Source organism: Tomitella fengzijianii, assembly GCF_007559025.1.
GTDB lineage: Bacteria > Actinomycetota > Actinomycetes > Mycobacteriales > Mycobacteriaceae > Tomitella > Tomitella fengzijianii.
In genome coordinates this window covers 1,645,530-1,662,079 of record NZ_CP041765.1, presented here as the reverse complement: position 1 = coordinate 1,662,079, position 16,550 = coordinate 1,645,530, and the positions used below count along the sequence as shown (strand labels likewise).

Sequence of the window (16,550 nt, the reverse complement as noted above, 5' to 3'; positions counted from 1 at the left end):
GCTGCTGGTAATGCGCGCCACCTGTGGGGGATATCACCCGCGCCTGCCACCGCCCGCCGACCACTGCGGCCCCGCCCTCACTCCCGCAGCAGCGCCTGCAGCGCCGGTATCCACAGGCGGTCATTGTCCACGAGCGGCATCCGCGCCAGGTCCTCGGCGCTCGCCCAGTGGAGCGCGCGGTGTTCGGTGGCCCGCGGCTCGCCGGCTTCGATCGTCGCCGGATACGCACGCAACAACGTCGGCCCCGCACCCTGGGCCCGGCCGGGCGGATCCAGCTCCACCTCGCCGTCCAGCCTGTCGCCCACGCGCACCGTCACGCCGAGCTCCTCGTGCAACTCGCGGCGCAACGCCACCGGACCGGACTCCCCCGCCTCGGCCTTCCCGCCCGGGAACTCCCACAGCCCGTCCAGCGACGGCGGATGCGCGCGCTGGGCGATCAGCACCCGGCCGCCGCGGATGACGACGCCCGCCGCCACCTCGCGCACCGATCCCTCCACGATCACCGCGACCATCCCCGGTACCGGGCGCAGCGCCACCGACTCGCCGATCACCGGGTCCCGCCCCGGCGAGCCCCCGTCCGGCACCGGCTGATCCGGCACCGCATTTCGGGCCGGATCCGGGCCCCCGGACCCGGCATCGCCTCGCCAGGTGGCGACGACGGCACCGGCGCCGTCCGCCCCGGTGCCGGGGCCGCCGGTGGCCACGGACACGAGCGTGCGGGACGGCAGCACCGTCACCGACTCGACGGTCCCGGTCACGGCATGCGGTCCGACACCGCTCCCGGCGCATGCCGCGGGGCGGGCGTGCACCGATTCCGCGCGCAGGCCCAGACGCACCGGCCCGTCGGGGTATGCGACCGGCACTCCGCCCAGCGCGCACGTCGCGACACCGTCGCGTACCAGCCCGTCCACCACCAGCGGATACCCCAGGAAGCGGGCCGTCGCGTCGTCCCGCGGGTGACGCCACAGCAGCCGGGGCGCCGCCTCCTGGACCAGCTTTCCGTCGCGCATCACCGCGATCGTCTCCGCCAGCGTCGATGCCTCGCCATGGTCGTGCGTGACCACCAGCGCGGGCGTCCCGGTGGCGGCGAGGATCCGCGAGATGTCCACCGCGAGCCTGTCGCGCAGCTCCCTGTCGAGGGCGGAGAGCGGCTCGTCCAGCAGCAGCAGCCGCGGCCGCGGCGCCAGCGCCCTGGCGAGCGCCACCCGCTGCGCCTGTCCGCCGGACAGCTCGCCCACACGCCTGCCGCCGTAGCCCTCGAGCCCCACCAGCTCCAGCAACTCCTCGATCCGCTCGGCACGGGCGGCACGCGTTCCCCGCGGCCGCCCCCAGGCGCCGCGCAGCCCGTAGCCGATGTTCCCGGCCACGCTGCGGTGCGGGAACAGCTGTCCGTCCTGGAAGAGCAGCCCGAAGCCGCGCCGGTGCGCCGGCAGCCGGGTCACGTCCTCGCCGTCGAACACCACGGAGCCGCCGGTGAGCGGCTCGATGCCTGCCACCGCGCGCAGCAGAGTCGACTTGCCGCACCCTGAGGGCCCCAGCAGCGCCACCACGCTGCGGCCGGGTCCGCCCACGCCCAGGTCCACCGTGTCGACGGCGCGCACGTCCCCGTAATCCACTGTCAGCCCGCGAACCTGCAGGCGTGCATCAGAACTCGCCGACATCCGCCACCCTCACCGCCTCGATCACCGCTACGATCACTCCCGTCACCACGGCCAGCAGCACGGAGCTCGCCAACGCCGCCGCGAGGTTGTCCGCGCCCGGCCGCGAAATCAGCTTGCCGATGAGCACCGGCAGCGTGGGCTGGTCGGCGCGGGCCAGGAACGACGTGGCCCCGAACTCGCCCAGCGCCACCACGAACGCGAAGCCCACAGCCGCGGCCAGCGACCGTGCCACCAACGGCAGATCCACGCTCCACCAGACGCGCGGCGGCGCCGCCCCCAGCACGCCCGCAGCGTGCCGAAGCCGATCGTCGATCCCCTGCATCGCGGGCAGGAGCGTGCGCACCACCAGCGGCATGGCGATCATCGCCTGCGCGATCGCCACCAGCAATTGCGAGCGGCGCAAGTCGCCGGGCAACGCCCCCATGGTGATGAGCAGGCCGAAGCCGACGGTCACCGCGCTCACGCCCAGGGGCAGCATCATGAAACCGTCCGCCAGTTCCTTGCCCCGTCCGCGGCCCCGGTTCAGCGCCACCGCGGCGAGCAGGCCCAGCGCGAGCGCCAGCAGCGCCGCGTCGAAGGCCGTGCGCAGCGAGGTGGCGACCGCGTCGAGGGGACGGATGCCGGCGACCTCGGTGCCGAGGATCCGGTAGGCGTGCAGGCTCCACCCGCCGTCGACGCGCAGCGACCGCACCACCAGGCTCGCGGGCGGGATGACCAGCACGACCAACACGATCGCCAGCGCCGCCGCGGCCGCGAGGCGCCGCAGCCCCCGTGCGGGACGCGCCACGGGCGACGCCGCGGGCGCGGACGTGGTGCCGCGCGCTCCCCGGCGGGCGAGTGCCGCCACGGCGAGCGCCGCTGTCACCGCCAGAAGCTGCAGGATGGACAACGCCGCCGCCATCCTGAGGTCGAACACCTGCACGGTCTGCAGGTAGATCTCCGTCTCCAAGGTGCGGAACCGCGTTCCGCCCAGCACCAGGACCACCCCGAAGCTGGTGGCGCAGAACAGGAACACCACCGCCGATGCGGAGGCCACGGCGGGCAGCAGCCGCGGCGCGGTCACCGTCGCGAAGGCGCGGACCGGTCCCGCCCCGAGAGCCCGCGCGGCCTGCTCGGGGCGCGGGTCCATCCGCGCCCACACGCCGCCGACCGTGCGCGCCACGATCGCGATGTTGAAGAACGCGTGCGCCAGGATGATCGCCCATACGGTGCCGTCGAGCCCCGTCCACCCCAGCAGGTGCCCTTCGCCCAGCAGCATCCGGAATGCGACGCCGACGACGACCGTCGGCAGGACGAATGGCACCGTCACGACCACGCGCACCAGCATCTTGCCGGGCAGGCGCACGCGGGCCAGAAGCCATGCCACCGGCAGGCCCAGTGCCAGAGTGAGCGCTGTCGACGCCGCCGCCTGACCCAGCGTGAACGCCACGAGCCGGCCCACCTCTGGCGTCCACCACAGCCCCAGGATCGCGGCCGGGTCGAAACGGCCGGCGTCGTCGACGAGGCCGCGGTGCACGATGGCCACGACCGGCCACGCGAAGAACACGGCGGTGAACCCGACGGGGACCGCGCCGAGGACCAGCGGCCAGGACACGCGCCACCGGGCACCGCCGGACCCCGCCGGACGGCTCATGCCGCGGCGCCGCTCGGCCCCTGGATCCGCACTCACCCCAGGACTATGTCCCGCCACTGCCGGATCCAGGCGTCACGGTTCTCGCCGATCCGGGCCGGATCCATCGACAGGGGGTGGGCGGGCTGGGCGGCGTACTCGGCGAACACCTGCGGAAGCGGCGTGTCGCGCTGCACGGGGAACACGTACATCTGGCCGGGAAGGTCCTGCTGGACCGCCGGAGACAGCAGGAAGTCGACCAGCTCACGGGCCGCATCCGGGCGGTCGGTGCCACTGAGCACGCCCGCGTACTCGACCTGCCGGAAGCAACTGTCCACCACCGCCCGCGTGTCCGGCGCCGACCCGTCGGCCCCGGCCTCCACCGGCGGCGAGGACGCGTAGGAGACGACGATGGGCCGCGGCCCATGGCCGCTCGACCCCGAGAACTCGACGGTGTATGCCTGGGTCCAGCCGTCGACGACTTTGACGCCGTTGTCGCGCAGCGCGCGCCAGTAGTCCTGCCAGCCCTCGGCCTGCGCCGGAGCATCGGGCCGCCCCGGGCCGCCGTTCTGCGTGACGATCGTGGCCAGCAGGAACGCCAGGCCGGGCGACGAGGTCGCCGGGTTCTCCACCACGGTCAGGTCCCGGTATTCCGGCCTGGTCAGGTCCGTGATCGTCGCAGGCGGGGCGACCCCGTGCCGATCGAACCAGCCCGTGTCGATGTTGAGGCACACGTCGCCGTAGTCGACGGCGGTGAGTTCGTCCGAGCCGGGCACGGCGTAGTCCTGCGCACCGCCCTGCGCCGCCGGCGACACGTACGGCGCGAACACACCCTGACCGATCACCCGGGAGGCGAAGGTGTTGTCGATCCCGAAGGCGACGTCGCCCAGCGGGTCGTCCTTGGTGAGGACGAGCTCGCTGGCGAGTTTGCCCGCGTCGCCGCTGCTGCGTACCTCCACCGCCACGCCGGTCTGCTCGGTGAAGCCGTCGAGCACGCCGTCCGAGAGGGAGAAGGAATCGTGGGTGACCAGCACCAGCGGAACGTCGGCGCCGTCCGACCCGCCGCCGGAGAGCGAACACCCCGCCGCCGCGGCCAGCGTCACCACCATCGCCAACGCCGCCAGCGGCCGGCCCGCCCGCCGGGCCGACCGGCCCACCCGGGACTTCGTGATCGCATGAATATCCATCTGGCTCCCTCGCGCCGGCATGATCCGGATCAGGTTCTTCGGGTGTGTTCTCAGCCCTGCGGTCTCCTGGCCCCGCAGCGGGCACCCCGGCCTTGCACCGTGCATCCTATCGGCCGTCCGCAGGGCGGCGGGGTGGCGGCATCGGCTGGACGCGCGGAGCATCGATGGCATGAGTACCGCAATGACCGCGGACGCCGTCGCGTCCGCGTTGCAGGACCTGCCCGGCTGGACCTACGACCCGGGCCCGCCAGCACTCGTCCTGGAGAAGAAGGCCCCGACCTTCCCGGACGGGATCGAGTGGGTGCGCCGGGTCGCGGAACACGCGGAGAGCGTCGATCACCACCCGGACATCGATATCCGATGGCGGACGATCACGTTCCGTTGCTCCACGCATTCCGACGGCGCCGTCACGGACAAGGACGTGGCGCTGGCGGGCGAGATCAGTCGGCTGGCGCCGGGCTGACCCGCCTGCGCCGAGCAGCCCAGGCGGCCCAGGCGACGGTGACGACGGTCAGGGCCACGTCGACGGTTCCCAGCACCACCTCCGCGGCCGACCCGCCGATCACCTCGCCCGCCGCCGTCCGCGGATTGAGCAGGACCGACGACACCCCCACGAGCATCACCGCCGTCCATACGACCGCGAGGACACGGGCGCCCGGGAGACTGGAGACGGATCCGTGGACCAGCCAGATGATCAGCGGCAGCACCCAGACCCAGTGGTGGTTCCAGGAGATGGGCGAGGCCAGCAGTCCCAGCAGCTGTACGAGGATCAGCGTGCCCAGGCGGTCGTCCCGGCCGAGCGCCCGCCAGGCCACGAAGCACAACACCGCGAACACCACGATCGCGCCGACGACGATCCAATGGTCGCCGAGGTCGTGGCCCGCGATGCGGCTCAGCGCGCCGCGCAGCGACTGGTTGATGGGAGCGCCCACCGGGCCGATCCTGTCGGCGTCGCCCAGCAGGTCCTCGAAGTACCGGCGCGTCTCGTCGCCGATCAGCGCGAAGCTGACCGCCACCGTCGCCGCGAACGCCACCGCCGACCAGGCCGCCGCGGCCCAGCGTCGCCGCGCGAGAAAGTACAGGCCCGTCACGGCCGGCGTGAGCTTGATCCCCGCCGCGATGCCGACCAGCAGGCCCGCGCACCACGACCTGCGCGACTGCACCGCCACCATCACCAGCAGCACCAGGAAGATGTTGATCTGACCGAAGTTGATGGTCACCCGCATCGGCTCGAGCCACATGCCGATCAGCGTCCACAGCACCGCCGCCGTGCGGATGTGCGGAGCGTCCGCACCGTCGCCCAGCGCCATCCGCAGCGCGATGCGGACCACGGCGTACAACGCGGCTACGGACAGCACCTGCCAGGCCACGCCGAGCACTGTGAACGGGATCAGGTGCAGCGGATAGAACAGCACTGCCGCGAACGGCGGATAGGTGAACGGCAGTGCCGCGCCGTCGGCGCCGTCCTGGAGGACGAAGCCGTACAGGTTGCCGGAGAAGGTGGTCGCCGCGCCGTCGACGTAGACATGCAGGTCCAGAAGCCGCCCCAGCGAGCCGCCCGAGAGCGTGGCCCCCACGCGGACCAGGACCGACAGCGCCAGCAGCGGCCACGCCCACGGGGCCGCCGCCGCCAGCGCACGGCGGATGCGGCCGGTTTCCGGCCCCGCCGTCCCGCAACCGCGGGACGCAGACTGCGCCATCCGACCCATGCCCCCGATTCTCTCGATGCCGACTCGGCTGCGCATGGCGCCGTCGACACATGCGCCTGCCCCGTCCGAAGGACCCGGAGGAGACTATCAGGGTGGCCGCTCCGCACCGCGCCGACGAGCCCGGCGGGCCGGTTGCGCCACCGGCGCCCTCGCATCGCCTCCCCTGATGTCGCCCTCGGCGCCGGCCGGGTTTTCCCGTTTCGATTGACCACGGGACTCCCCTTTGGTAACACTTGCAACAATAAGAACATCAATCACAACTGTTACAGTGCGTCGTCACACCGGGTCGCGCCCGGACGGCCCCCATCGCGCACGGACCGGTACCCCGACCGCGCACGGTTGGCCAGGACGGCGGACTGTCGAGTAACTTGCAGACGAGCAGACCGACTTGCGGCGCAAGCGGCACGATGCGGCGGACCACCCCGCCACGGCGCACGAAGATGCCACCCGAGAGAACGGATGTGACGGTGCTACTGATTCGTCGAACGCGAAGGCCTTTCGCAGTGCTGGCGGCCGTCGCCGCGGCTGCGCTCGTCCTGCCGACCGGCGCAGCCGCCGAGGACGCGTCCCCGGTGGCACCGATCAGCGATCCGCAGGCCCTCTCCGACATCGCCGCGATGTTCCCCGAGGACGCCCGGATGCCCACGGCGGACGAGCTCGCCGCCGTGCAGGCCCTGTTCCCCGCGTTCATCGGCACACTCCTCGAGCCCGCTTCCGGCACGCCGAACAACGCGATGCTGGCGCAGGCCAAGGCCCTTGTGGACCAGTCCCCGCTGCCGCAGGACGTGAAGGACAAGCTCGCCTCCGCCATCGCCTTCCTCGACGGCAGCAAGGGCGGCGGCCCGGACATCCCCACCGACGGCGACAAGCCCGTCATCCAGCAGTTCCTCTTCCCCACCGTGGGCCAGGGCTGCATCGCCGGCGGCCAGGACTCCGTCGGCATGGCGCTGATGACGGCGGGGCCGCAGCCCGCTCCCGCCCCCGGCCCGGGCCCGGGCCAGGCCGGCTTCGTGTTCACCGCCCTGGGCACCTCGGGCGCGCAGCCGGCCCCGGCGCAGCAGCTCATGGTGTCGTGGATCAACGTCGACACCGGCAAGCAGGGCACCCAGCCGCTGACCAACGAGTCCGGCATCAACCAGGACGGCCCCACCACGCTCACCACCATCGCGGACACGGGCACCGGGCGTGTCGTCTCCACCATCTACGGCTCGGTGGTCAGCAAGGGCGAGGACGGCGCGCCGCCGATCCAGTGCACGGTGTTGCCGACGATAGGCCTCGGCGTCGTCTGATGCGTTCACGGAGACTCCGCGGCGCAACGGCCGCCGCGGGGCCTCCTCCCGTCGGCGCGCCGGTCTCTGATGCGGCGCTGCGGCATACCCGCGGGTCGTCGTCGATGCGGCAGAGAGCCCTGACCCTCGCCGTCGGCGCGGCGATGCTGGCGACCGGCTGCGCACCGGCCGTGGGCACCGGGCCCTCGGACGTCCCCGCGACCAACGCCGCGGAGTCCGCCGGTCCGGACGCGACGACGCCGGCGGGAACCCCCGCCGTCCCGTCCCCCGCGCCGAACCCGTCCACCGCTCCCGCCACCGACGTCGGCACCACCCCGGACGTGGCCGAAGTCCGCGCGCTGCTCGCCGGCCTTCCGGTCAAGGGCCGCGCGCCGAAGACCGGATACAGCCGCGACCTGTTCGGGCAGGCGTGGACGGACGACGTGACCGTCGACGGCGGCCACAACGGCTGCGACACCCGCAACGACATCCTCCGCCGCGACCTCGCCTCGGTGACCTACCGGCCGGGGTCCCACGGCTGCACCGTGCTCACCGGCGTGCTCGACGACGCGTACACGGGCAAGAGCATCGAGTTCACGCGCGGGCGGGGCACCTCACGCGACGTGCAGATCGACCACGTGGTCGCGCTGTCCGACGCGTGGCAGAAGGGGGCACAGCAGCTGTCCCCCGAACGCCGCCGGAACCTGGCCAACGATCCGCTCAACCTGCAGGCGGTGGACGGCCCGGCCAACCAGCGGAAGGGCGCGGGCGACGCGGCGACATGGTTGCCGCCCGCGAAGCCGTACCGCTGCACATACGTCAGCCGCCAGGTACGGGTGAAGGACCGCTACGACCTGTGGGTGACCGCGGCCGAACGGGACGCGATCAGCCGGGTCCTCGACGGCTGCGGGGGCGGCACCGCGCCACCGCCCGCCGTCCCTCCCCCCGCCGATGCCGCCGGCACCGCGCCCGCCGCCGGGACGGCGGCGCCGAAGTCCGAGGCGGACCCCGGAACGGGGGTGCCCTTCCGCAGCTGCGCCCGGGCGCGGGAGGCAGGCGCCGCCCCCCTCCACGCCGGGGACCCCGGCTACCGGCCCGGCCTCGACGGGGACGGGGACGGCATCGCGTGTGAATGACGCCGCCGTTCGCGCGCAATGTGACATAGGACTCACCCGCGAACCCCTACCTACGGCGCCGTAACTTACGGTAACGTAGCCGTATGGCAATCACGGACGTACTCGAGTACGCACACCTCACCGATGAGGACGTCGAAGCGCTGGGGCGCGAGTTCGACGCGATCCGGCGGGATGTGGAGGAGTCCCGCGGCGAGAGCGATGCGCGCTACATCCGCACCACCATCCGGGCCCAGCGCGCCCTCGACTTCGCGGGCAGGCTGACGCTCGCACTCGGCAGCGACCGCAAAGCCGGGTGGCTCGCCGGCACCGCCATCCTGGGCACGGCCAAGATCATCGAGAACATGGAGATCGGCCACAACGTCATGCACGGCCAGTGGGACTGGATGAACGATCCCGAGATCCACTCGTCCACGTGGGAATGGGACATAGTCGGCACCTCCGACAACTGGAAGTACACCCACAATCACATCCACCACAAGTACACCAACGTGCTCGGCATCGACGACGACATCGGCTACGGCCTGCTGCGCGTGACCCGCGACCAGCGCTGGTCCCCCTTCTACGCGGGCAACGTCGCCTACAACGCGATCCTGCAGCTGCTGTTCGAGTACGGCGTGGCCATCCAGGCCCTGGAGCTGGGCAAGGTGGCCAAGGGCCGGGTGCCCAAGGAGAAGTTCCGCGCCCAGTTGACGCCCGCGCTGCGCAAGATCGGCAAGCAGGTCCTCAAGGACTACGTCCTTTTCCCGGCCCTGTCCGGGCGCCGGTGGAAGAGCACCCTCACCGCCAACCTCACCGCCAACGCGATCCGCAACGTCTGGACCAACGCGGTGATCTTCTGCGGGCACTTCCCCGACGGAGCCGAGAAGTTCACCAAGCGCGACGTCGACACCGAGACCCACGCGGAGTGGTACCTGCGCCAGATGCTCGGCAGCGCGAACATCTCCGGCGGTCGCGCCATGGACTTCATGACCGGCAACCTGAGCTACCAGATCGAGCACCACCTGTTCCCCGACCTTCCCAGCAACCGCTACGCCGAGGTCGCGGTGCGCGTGCGCGAGCTGGCGGACAAGTACGACCTGCCCTACACCACCGGGCCCCTGCTGGTGCAGTACGGACAGTCCTGGCGCACCATCGCCAAGCTGTCGCTGCCGAACAAGTACCTGCGCGACACCGTGGACGCGGCGCCGGAGACCAACTCCGAGCACCGCTTCGACGGTCGCACCACGTCGCTCATCGACCCCGCCACCGGGCGTCGGCGGGGCCTGGCCTCGGCGCTGAAGGGTTCCCGGCGCGGGATCGTGCGCCGGATCACGCGCGGTCGCAGTCGGCGGGATCACGGACTCGCCGCGGCCTGATGTTTCCTTAGACTGCGGGCGAAGCGGCCCGTCCCGGCACCGCCGGGACGGGCCGCGCCCTTTCGCGCAGCGCGACGCCGACGACGGAATGAGACCGCCCCGATGCACCCGCAGAGCCGCCCCGCAGTGGTGGTGACGGTCTTGTGCACCACGGGCATCCTCGCTTCCCTGGTGCAGACCATTATCATCCCGCTCGTGCCGCGCCTGCCGGAGCTGCTGGATGCGGGCCCCGCCGACGCCTCCTGGGCGGTCACCGCCACGCTCCTCGTCGGCGCCATCATGACGCCCATCGCCGGGCGCCTGGGAGACATGTACGGCAAGCGCCGGGTGCTGGCGCTGTGCCTGCTCTCTCTGATCGTCGGCTCGGTGCTGTGCGCATCGACCTCCTCGCTCGTCACGGTGACCATCGGCCGCGGGCTGCAGGGGGTGTCGATGGGCGTGATCGCCCTGGGCATCAGCATCATGCGCGACGAGCTGCCCGAGGAGCGGGTGGGCGGCGGCATCGCGATGATGAGCGCGACGATCGGCATCGGCGGGGCCATCGGCATGCCGGCCGCGGCGGTCGTCGCCGAACGCGCCGATTGGCACGTGGTCTTCGCCGCCACCGGTCTGCTCGCGGCGGCCGCGCTGGTGGCCGTACTGCGCCTGGTCCCCGAATCGCCGGTGCGCAGCGGCGGCCGATTCGACGCGGTCGGGGCCGCCGGGCTCGCGGCGGGCCTGGCCGCGTTCCTGCTCGCCGTCACCGAGGGCTCCGTGTGGGGCTGGTCGTCGGCCCGCACGCTGGGGGCCTTCGGGGCCTCTGCCGTGGTCTTCGCTCTGTGGTCGGTGCACCAGTTGCGAGTGCGGGGTCCGCTCGTGGACCTGCGCGTGAGCTCCCGCCCGCAAGTGCTGTTCACCAACCTCGCCTCCGTCGCGGTCGGCTTCGCCATGTTCGGCATGGCGCTCATTCCGCCGCAGCTGCTCATGGCGCCCGAGGAGACGGGCTACGGCCTGGGCCTGACGATGACGCAGACAGCGCTGTTGATCGCACCCAGCGGCATCGTGATGTTCTTCTGCTCGCCGCTGTCGGCGCGGATCAGCAATCGATTCGGGCCCCGCGTCACCCTCATGAGCGGCACCGTCGTCATCGCTGTGGGATATCTCGTGGTGCTCGCGACCCCCTTCGGCGCAGTGCAGATCCTCATCGCCAGCATCATCGTCAACGGCGGGATCGGCATCGCCTATGCCGCCATGCCCGCGCTGATCATCGCCGCGGTGCCCGTCGGCGAGACCGCAGCCGCCAACGGGCTCAACGCGCTCATGCGATCGATCGGCACCTCGTCGTCGTCGGCCGTGATCAGCGCCGTACTGGCCACGATGACGGTGACGGTGGCGGTGGCGGACTCCCCCGCCGGTGCGCAGCAGCTCGCCGCGCCGACGGCCGGCGCGTTCACGATCGCCGCCGCCGTCTGCCTCGCCGCCGCCCTCGCATCGACCGCACTGACCGCGTGCGTGCCGCGGACGCCCCGGCCCCGCGCCGCACGCCGCTCCGCCGCCGAGAGCGCGTGAGCGGACCCCGTCCGCACCCCTCCGCACGCCGTCGCTTGCACGCGATGATGAAGTCCGTCTCATTTCACGGCGCATGATGCGTGAAAATATTCTGCGGCATACGATTTCTGCGTGACCACCACTGATGCGCCGGAGGGCCGCACACGGCGTCCTCGCAGTTGGCACCAGCGCGCGGGCATGCCGGTGCGGGTCTGGATGATCCTGCTGGTGCTCGCGGGCATCCTCCACCGGTTCCTGCCGGAGTCCCGCTGGCTGCTCGTGCACATGTTCACCCTGGGCGTCGTCACCAACTCCATCCTCGTGTGGTCGCAGCACTTCACCGAGCGCTTCCTGCGCGGCGAGGCCCCGGAGCGCACCCGCAGGTTCCAGCTGGGGCGCATCTACGCGCTCAACATCGCCGTCGTGATCACCGTGGTGGGGGTGGCCGGCGGCGTGTGGCCGGCCACCCTCGTCGGCGCCGTGATCATCGGCGCGGTAGTCGCCTGGCACGCCGTCGGGCTCCTCTGGCAGCTGCGCGCGGCCCGCGCCGGCCGCACCGCCTGGCACGCGGACGGGGTCTGGTACTACATCTGCTCGGCGCTGCTGCTGCCCGCCGGCGCGGGGTTCGGCGCCGCCCTCGCACACGGACTCTCCGACGCCTGGCACGCGCGGTTCGTGCTCGCCCACGAGGCGACGAACCTGCTCGGGTTCCTGGGCCTCGCCGCGGCCGGCACGCTCATCGTCGTCTATCCGCGGATGCTGGGGATCGACGACGACGCGAACTCCGGCGGCACGCTCCGCCGCACGGTCCCCACACTCGCGGCCCTGCTCTGCGGGCTGGCGGCGATCGTCGCCGGGGCGCTGGCGGGGATCGCGCCGCTCGCAACCGCGGGCACGGTGCTCTACCTGGCCGGTTGGGTGGCGGTGGCCGCGCCGACCGTGCTTCGCGCGATCCGCTCCCCCGGCGTGCGGCTGCAGCCGTGGTACGACGCGCTGTCGGTGTCCGCGGCCCTGCTCTGGCTGTGCGGTTCGCTGATCGCGCTCGCCGTGATCGTCGCGACCGGTCCGCTGGATCCGGACCGGCTGGCGCCGCTGACGATCCCGATGGTCGCGGGGTTCGCCGCCCAGCTTCTGCTGGGCGTGATGAGCCGGCTGTTGCCGAGCCTCATGGGTTCCGGCGGGGTCGTCACCGACATCGGCGTGCAGGCGATGAACCGCTGGGCCGTATGGCGCATCGTCGTCATCAACGGCGGGTTGCTGTTGTGGCTGCTGCCGTTGCCCAGCTGGGCCCGGGTCGCACTGTCCGCCCTGGTCATGCTCGCGTTCGTGCTGTTCCTGCCCATCATGATCGTCAGTGCGCGGCGTGCGATGTCCGCACGCCGGACGATGGCCGCGGGGAGCAGGCCCACCGCGCCCATGGCGTCCGGCCCCATGGCGCGACACTCCAGCGGGTCGCAGATCACCGCGGCACTCGCCTGCCTGGGGCTGGTCGTCGCCGTCGGCACAGCGATCACCGGGACCACAGGGAGCGCCCCGGCCACCTCCGCGGCGGCCGGGGTCACGCCCACCGGGAACGTCACGCGGGTCGACGTCTCCGCGCAGGACATGCGATTCACCCCGTCGAACATCGCGGTCCCCGCGGGCGACTCGCTGGTCATCACGCTCACCAACACCGACGATGTGGTGCACGACCTGGTCCTGAGCACCGGCGCCTCGTCCGGGAGACTCGGCCCGGGCGAGACCGCCACCATCGACGCGGGCGTCGTGGGCAGCACCGTCGACGGCTGGTGTTCGATAGTGGGCCACCGGCAGCAGGGCATGACGCTCACCATCACGCCCACCGGCGGATCCGACACCGGGGATTCCGGCGCCGCCGAGCACTCCGCCATGGGTCACGGGGGCGGCGGCTCGCTGACCCCCGGCGACGCCGCCCGATCCCTCCACACGCCCGTGTCGGCCGACTTCCGCGCCGCTGACCCCGCGGTGGCCCCCGCGCCGCCCGGCACCGTGCACCGCTACACCTTCGACATCACGGAACAGCCGGGCGGGGTCGCCCCGGGCATCTCCCAGATGCTGTGGACCTACAACGGGACCGTCGGCGGGCCGACGCTGCGCGGACGGCTGGGCGACACGTTCGAGATCACCCTGGTCAACCACGGCACGATGGGGCATTCGATCGACTTCCACGCCGGAATGGTCTCCCCCGACGCCGCCATGCGCACGATCAACCCGGGCGAATCCCTGGTCTACCGGTTCACCGCCGAGCACACCGGGGCATGGCTGTACCACTGCTCGACGGCGCCGATGTCCGACCACATCGCCGCCGGCATGTTCGGCGCCGTCATCGTCGACCCGCCGGGCCTAGCCCCCGTCGACGCCGAGTACCTGCTGGAACAGTCCGAGGTCTATCTGGGACCCGAGGGCGGCGAGGTGGACCACGGCAAGGTCGCGGCCAAGACCCCGGATCTCGTGGTGTTCAACGGCTTCGCCGACCAGTACCTGGCCCGCCCCCTGCACGCGCGGGTGGGCGACCGCATCCGCATCTGGGTGGTGGACGCCGGCCCCAACCTGCCGTCCGCGTTCCACGTGGTGGGCACCCAGTTCGACACCGTCTACAAGGAAGGCTCCTACCTTCTGCGTCCGGACAATGCGCTGCACGGCGGCGCGCAGGTGCTCGACCTGAGCCCGGCGCAGGGCGGATTCGTCGAGATGACGTTCGCCGAACCCGGCACCTACAGCTTCATCGACCACGTCATGAGCGATGCGGAGAAGGGCGCGCGAGGCCGCATCGTCGTATCGGAGTGACGGCGCGCGGCGGTGTGCCTGCGCCGCATCGACGTGGTGACGCCCCGGCGCGCCTCCGCGTGCCCGGACGTGCCGGGGCGCATGATCGGCTCATGCGTCCGGTTCGTTTCCGTTCCGGGATTGCCGGGACCATCGCCGTTGTCATCCTGTTCGCACTCGTGGCGGTGGCACCCGCGGCCGCCACCGGAGCGCCTGCCGGCGCGGGGTCGGTCGCGGAGAACACCGGATTCGGTGCCGGCGGATCGGCGGAGGCCGGATTAGCGTCCACAGGTGCGCAGCCCGGCGACACCCCGCCGTTGTGGGCGGACGACGTGATGCCCACGCCCATCCGCGATGACCCGTTCTTCGCCTACCCCGATGATCCCGACCGGCTGGCAGCACGCGCCGACGGTGAACTGATCCGCCACCGTCGCGCCGGGACAGTCCAGATCGGCCTGCCGGGCAACCGACTGCACCAGTTCATGTTCCGCTCCGAGAACTCGCACGGCGACCCGATCGCGGCGACGGCCAGCCTCCTGGTCCCCGACCGCCCCTGGCACGGCCCCGGCCCGCGTCCCGTCATCGTCAACGCCGCTGCCATAGACAGCCTCGGCGCCACGTGCACACCGAGCTACGCCCTGGTGCACAAGCCGTTCGAGTTCGAGATCCCCCCGTTCACCGCGACAGTCCTCGACCGCGGGTACGCGGTGCTCGTCCCCGACCACGAAGGTCCGGACATGGCCTACGCCGCCGGGATCCTGGCGGGACGGATCATCCTCGACTCCGTCCGCGCGATGCGGCGGTTGCCGGCGCTGCCGCACACCGGCGTCGGCGCGGATTCACGGTTGGCCCTCACCGGGTACAGCGGCGGCGCCATCGCCGCCGGGTGGGCCGCCCAGCTGCAGCCGGTGTATGCGCCCGACGTGGAGTTCGCCGGCGCAGCCATCGGCGGAGTGCCCGCAGATTTCGCTTTGCTGCCGGAGACGATGAACGGCACCCTGGGCAGCGGGCTGTTCATCGCCGCCTCCTTCGGCCTGGCCCGCGAGTACCCGCGGCTGCTCACCAGCCTCAACGACTTCGGCCAGTCCATGGCGCGCTCCCCCGCCAAGGACCTGTGCGCGAAGCCCCTGATGGCGTCGGGTATCGCGATGCAGAAGATCGAGACGTTCACCTACCCGGGCGTGCTGGACTCGCCCGACGCACGTGCGGTGATGGCGGAGAACAGGCTCGGCGGCATGCCGCCGAAGGCTCCCGTGATGCTCTTCCAGGCCTCCGACTCGGTATTCCTCGGCGACGAATGGATCCCCGAATCCGGGGTCACCCAGCTCTTCGACGAATGGTGCGGCCAGGGCGCGGACGTCATCTACGCGCCGATTCCGGGCGAGCACCTCTCGGGCGGATTCACGTCCTTCCCGATGGTGGTCCAGTACCTTTCCGACCGACTGGAGGGCGTTCCGCAGGCGCCGGGCTGCAGCACGCAGCAGTGGACCGGGAGCTGACCGCGCCGGGGCCCCGCACGACGCGTCAGGCCACGAGATGCCACGCCAGCGCGGCCGCGAGCGCACCGGCCCCGTTGAGCGACCAGTGCAGCGCGATCGGCGCCAGGAGGCTCCCGCTGCGACGGCGCAGCCACGTGAACACCGCGCCGGCCGCCGCAGTGGCCACCACGGCCCCCGCGATGCCGAGAACCTGCCCCAGCACGCCGGAACCGAAGATCGCGGACAGTCCTTCGTTGCCCGCTGTGAGCCCCAGAGAGGAGGCCACATGCCATAGGCCGAAGAGCATCGACCCGAAAACGAATACGCCCCGCACCCCGGATGCCCTGCTGAGCGTGCCGTGCAGGACACCTCGGAACGCGAGCTCCTCCGGGATGGCCGTCTGCAACGGGATCACCACCATCGCCGCGATCAACGCGCCCGACACGGTGGCATAACGGTCCACCATGAAGAACTCGCGCGTCACGGGCAGCACGGCGCCGACGACCACCACGGTGGCGACCGTGATCACGCAGGCCAACGCGTAGACGGTGCTGCGTTTCCAGTGCCGCGGAGAAAGCCCGAGTTCCGACCACGCCATGCCCCGCGCGCGCATCATGCCCAACAGGACGACCGCCGCCACCGGTACGGCGGCGATCGACGCCCACACGGTGGTGAAATGCGCGACGAGATTCGTGGCCACCAGCACGACGACGACGATCGCGACGTCCACCCATGCCCGGATGGCCCGCACGCCACTCACGACCGGCGGCTCCTCGATCGTCCTCGCGTCCGGACCTTGCTGTTCTCCGACGCCCTGCCGCGGGCCGGTGCCATGC

General features: G+C 72.0%; 12 protein-coding genes and 1 riboswitch. Of the genes, 7 read left to right on the top strand and 5 right to left on the bottom strand.

Annotated features, from left to right (window positions below):
- Nucleotides 1-77: 77 nt before the first annotated feature.
- The 3 genes from FO059_RS19005 to FO059_RS07570 all read right to left on the bottom strand — a co-directional run bounded on the left by FO059_RS19005 (nt 78) and on the right by FO059_RS07570 (nt 4,457).
- On the bottom strand, nt 78-1,661 hold the full coding sequence (locus FO059_RS19005) for an ATP-binding cassette domain-containing protein (protein ID WP_143907697.1): 1,584 nt from the start codon (nt 1,659-1,661) through the stop codon (nt 78-80).
- On the bottom strand, nt 1,645-3,330 hold the full coding sequence (locus FO059_RS07575; RefSeq protein WP_308339576.1) for an ABC transporter permease: 1,686 nt from the start codon (nt 3,328-3,330) through the stop codon (nt 1,645-1,647). The genes FO059_RS19005 and FO059_RS07575 overlap by 17 nt, the downstream gene beginning before the upstream one ends.
- Nucleotides 3,327-4,457, bottom strand: a complete 1,131-nt coding sequence (locus FO059_RS07570; RefSeq protein WP_143907695.1) for a thiamine ABC transporter substrate-binding protein — start codon at nt 4,455-4,457, stop codon at nt 3,327-3,329. Before FO059_RS07570 ends, FO059_RS07575 begins: the two co-directional genes overlap by 4 nt.
- Nucleotides 4,446-4,556, bottom strand: a riboswitch (TPP riboswitch). (Overlaps the previous gene by 12 nt.)
- A gap of 70 nt (nt 4,557-4,626) precedes the next feature.
- Between FO059_RS07570 and FO059_RS07565 the strand changes: the two genes are divergently transcribed.
- Nucleotides 4,627-4,920: a 4a-hydroxytetrahydrobiopterin dehydratase gene (locus tag FO059_RS07565; protein WP_143907693.1), complete on the top strand. Its 294-nt coding sequence runs from the start codon at nt 4,627-4,629 to the stop codon at nt 4,918-4,920.
- Here FO059_RS07565 and FO059_RS07560 read toward each other — a convergent pair.
- Nucleotides 4,898-6,166 carry a mannosyltransferase gene (locus tag FO059_RS07560; protein WP_235671127.1) on the bottom strand — a complete coding sequence of 423 codons (1,269 nt, stop codon included), beginning with the start codon at nt 6,164-6,166 and terminating at the stop codon, nt 4,898-4,900. The two genes, FO059_RS07565 and FO059_RS07560, sit on opposite strands and share 23 nt — an antisense overlap.
- Before the next feature lie 503 nt (nt 6,167-6,669).
- Between FO059_RS07560 and FO059_RS07555 the strand changes: the two genes are divergently transcribed.
- The 6 genes from FO059_RS07555 to FO059_RS07530 all read left to right on the top strand — a co-directional run bounded on the left by FO059_RS07555 (nt 6,670) and on the right by FO059_RS07530 (nt 15,735).
- Complete coding sequence (locus FO059_RS07555) at nt 6,670-7,455, top strand: Rv1157c family protein (RefSeq protein ID WP_143907691.1); 786 nt, start codon at nt 6,670-6,672, stop codon at nt 7,453-7,455.
- Between the two features lie 104 nt (nt 7,456-7,559).
- Nucleotides 7,560-8,570, top strand: coding sequence for a GmrSD restriction endonuclease domain-containing protein (locus FO059_RS07550; protein ID WP_235671126.1), 1,011 nt, complete (start codon nt 7,560-7,562; stop codon nt 8,568-8,570).
- A gap of 83 nt (nt 8,571-8,653) precedes the next feature.
- Nucleotides 8,654-9,925, top strand: a complete 1,272-nt coding sequence (locus FO059_RS07545) for a fatty acid desaturase family protein (RefSeq protein ID WP_143907688.1) — start codon at nt 8,654-8,656, stop codon at nt 9,923-9,925.
- 102 nt (nt 9,926-10,027) lie between these two features.
- The gene (locus FO059_RS07540) at nt 10,028-11,473 is read left to right on the top strand and encodes an MFS transporter (protein WP_143907686.1); all 1,446 of its coding nucleotides are present in this window, start codon (nt 10,028-10,030) and stop codon (nt 11,471-11,473) included.
- A 111-nt stretch (nt 11,474-11,584) separates the two neighbouring features.
- Complete coding sequence (locus FO059_RS07535; protein ID WP_235671125.1) at nt 11,585-14,257, top strand: multicopper oxidase domain-containing protein; 2,673 nt, start codon at nt 11,585-11,587, stop codon at nt 14,255-14,257.
- A 92-nt stretch (nt 14,258-14,349) separates the two neighbouring features.
- The gene (locus tag FO059_RS07530; protein ID WP_143907684.1) at nt 14,350-15,735 is read left to right on the top strand and encodes a lipase family protein; all 1,386 of its coding nucleotides are present in this window, start codon (nt 14,350-14,352) and stop codon (nt 15,733-15,735) included.
- Between the two features lie 25 nt (nt 15,736-15,760).
- On the opposite strand, the gene FO059_RS07525 is transcribed toward FO059_RS07530, so the two are convergent.
- Nucleotides 15,761-16,474, bottom strand: a complete 714-nt coding sequence (locus FO059_RS07525; protein ID WP_235671124.1) for a CPBP family intramembrane glutamic endopeptidase — start codon at nt 16,472-16,474, stop codon at nt 15,761-15,763.
- Nucleotides 16,475-16,550: the final 76 nt, after the last annotated feature.

What these genes read in the sequence shown, in the direction of transcription:
- FO059_RS19005 (WP_143907697.1), bottom strand. Translation starts at nt 1,661, where the DNA reads ATGTCGGCGAGTTCTGATGCACGCCTGCAGGTTCGCGGGCTGACAGTG.
- FO059_RS07570 (WP_143907695.1), bottom strand. Translation starts at nt 4,457, where the DNA reads ATGGATATTCATGCGATCACGAAGTCCCGGGTGGGCCGGTCGGCCCGG.
- FO059_RS07565 (WP_143907693.1), top strand. Translation starts at nt 4,627, where the DNA reads ATGAGTACCGCAATGACCGCGGACGCCGTCGCGTCCGCGTTGCAGGAC.
- FO059_RS07560 (WP_235671127.1), bottom strand. Translation starts at nt 6,166, where the DNA reads ATGGGTCGGATGGCGCAGTCTGCGTCCCGCGGTTGCGGGACGGCGGGG.
- FO059_RS07550 (WP_235671126.1), top strand. Translation starts at nt 7,560, where the DNA reads ATGCGGCAGAGAGCCCTGACCCTCGCCGTCGGCGCGGCGATGCTGGCG.
- FO059_RS07545 (WP_143907688.1), top strand. Translation starts at nt 8,654, where the DNA reads ATGGCAATCACGGACGTACTCGAGTACGCACACCTCACCGATGAGGAC.
- FO059_RS07540 (WP_143907686.1), top strand. Translation starts at nt 10,028, where the DNA reads ATGCACCCGCAGAGCCGCCCCGCAGTGGTGGTGACGGTCTTGTGCACC.
- FO059_RS07530 (WP_143907684.1), top strand. Translation starts at nt 14,350, where the DNA reads ATGCGTCCGGTTCGTTTCCGTTCCGGGATTGCCGGGACCATCGCCGTT.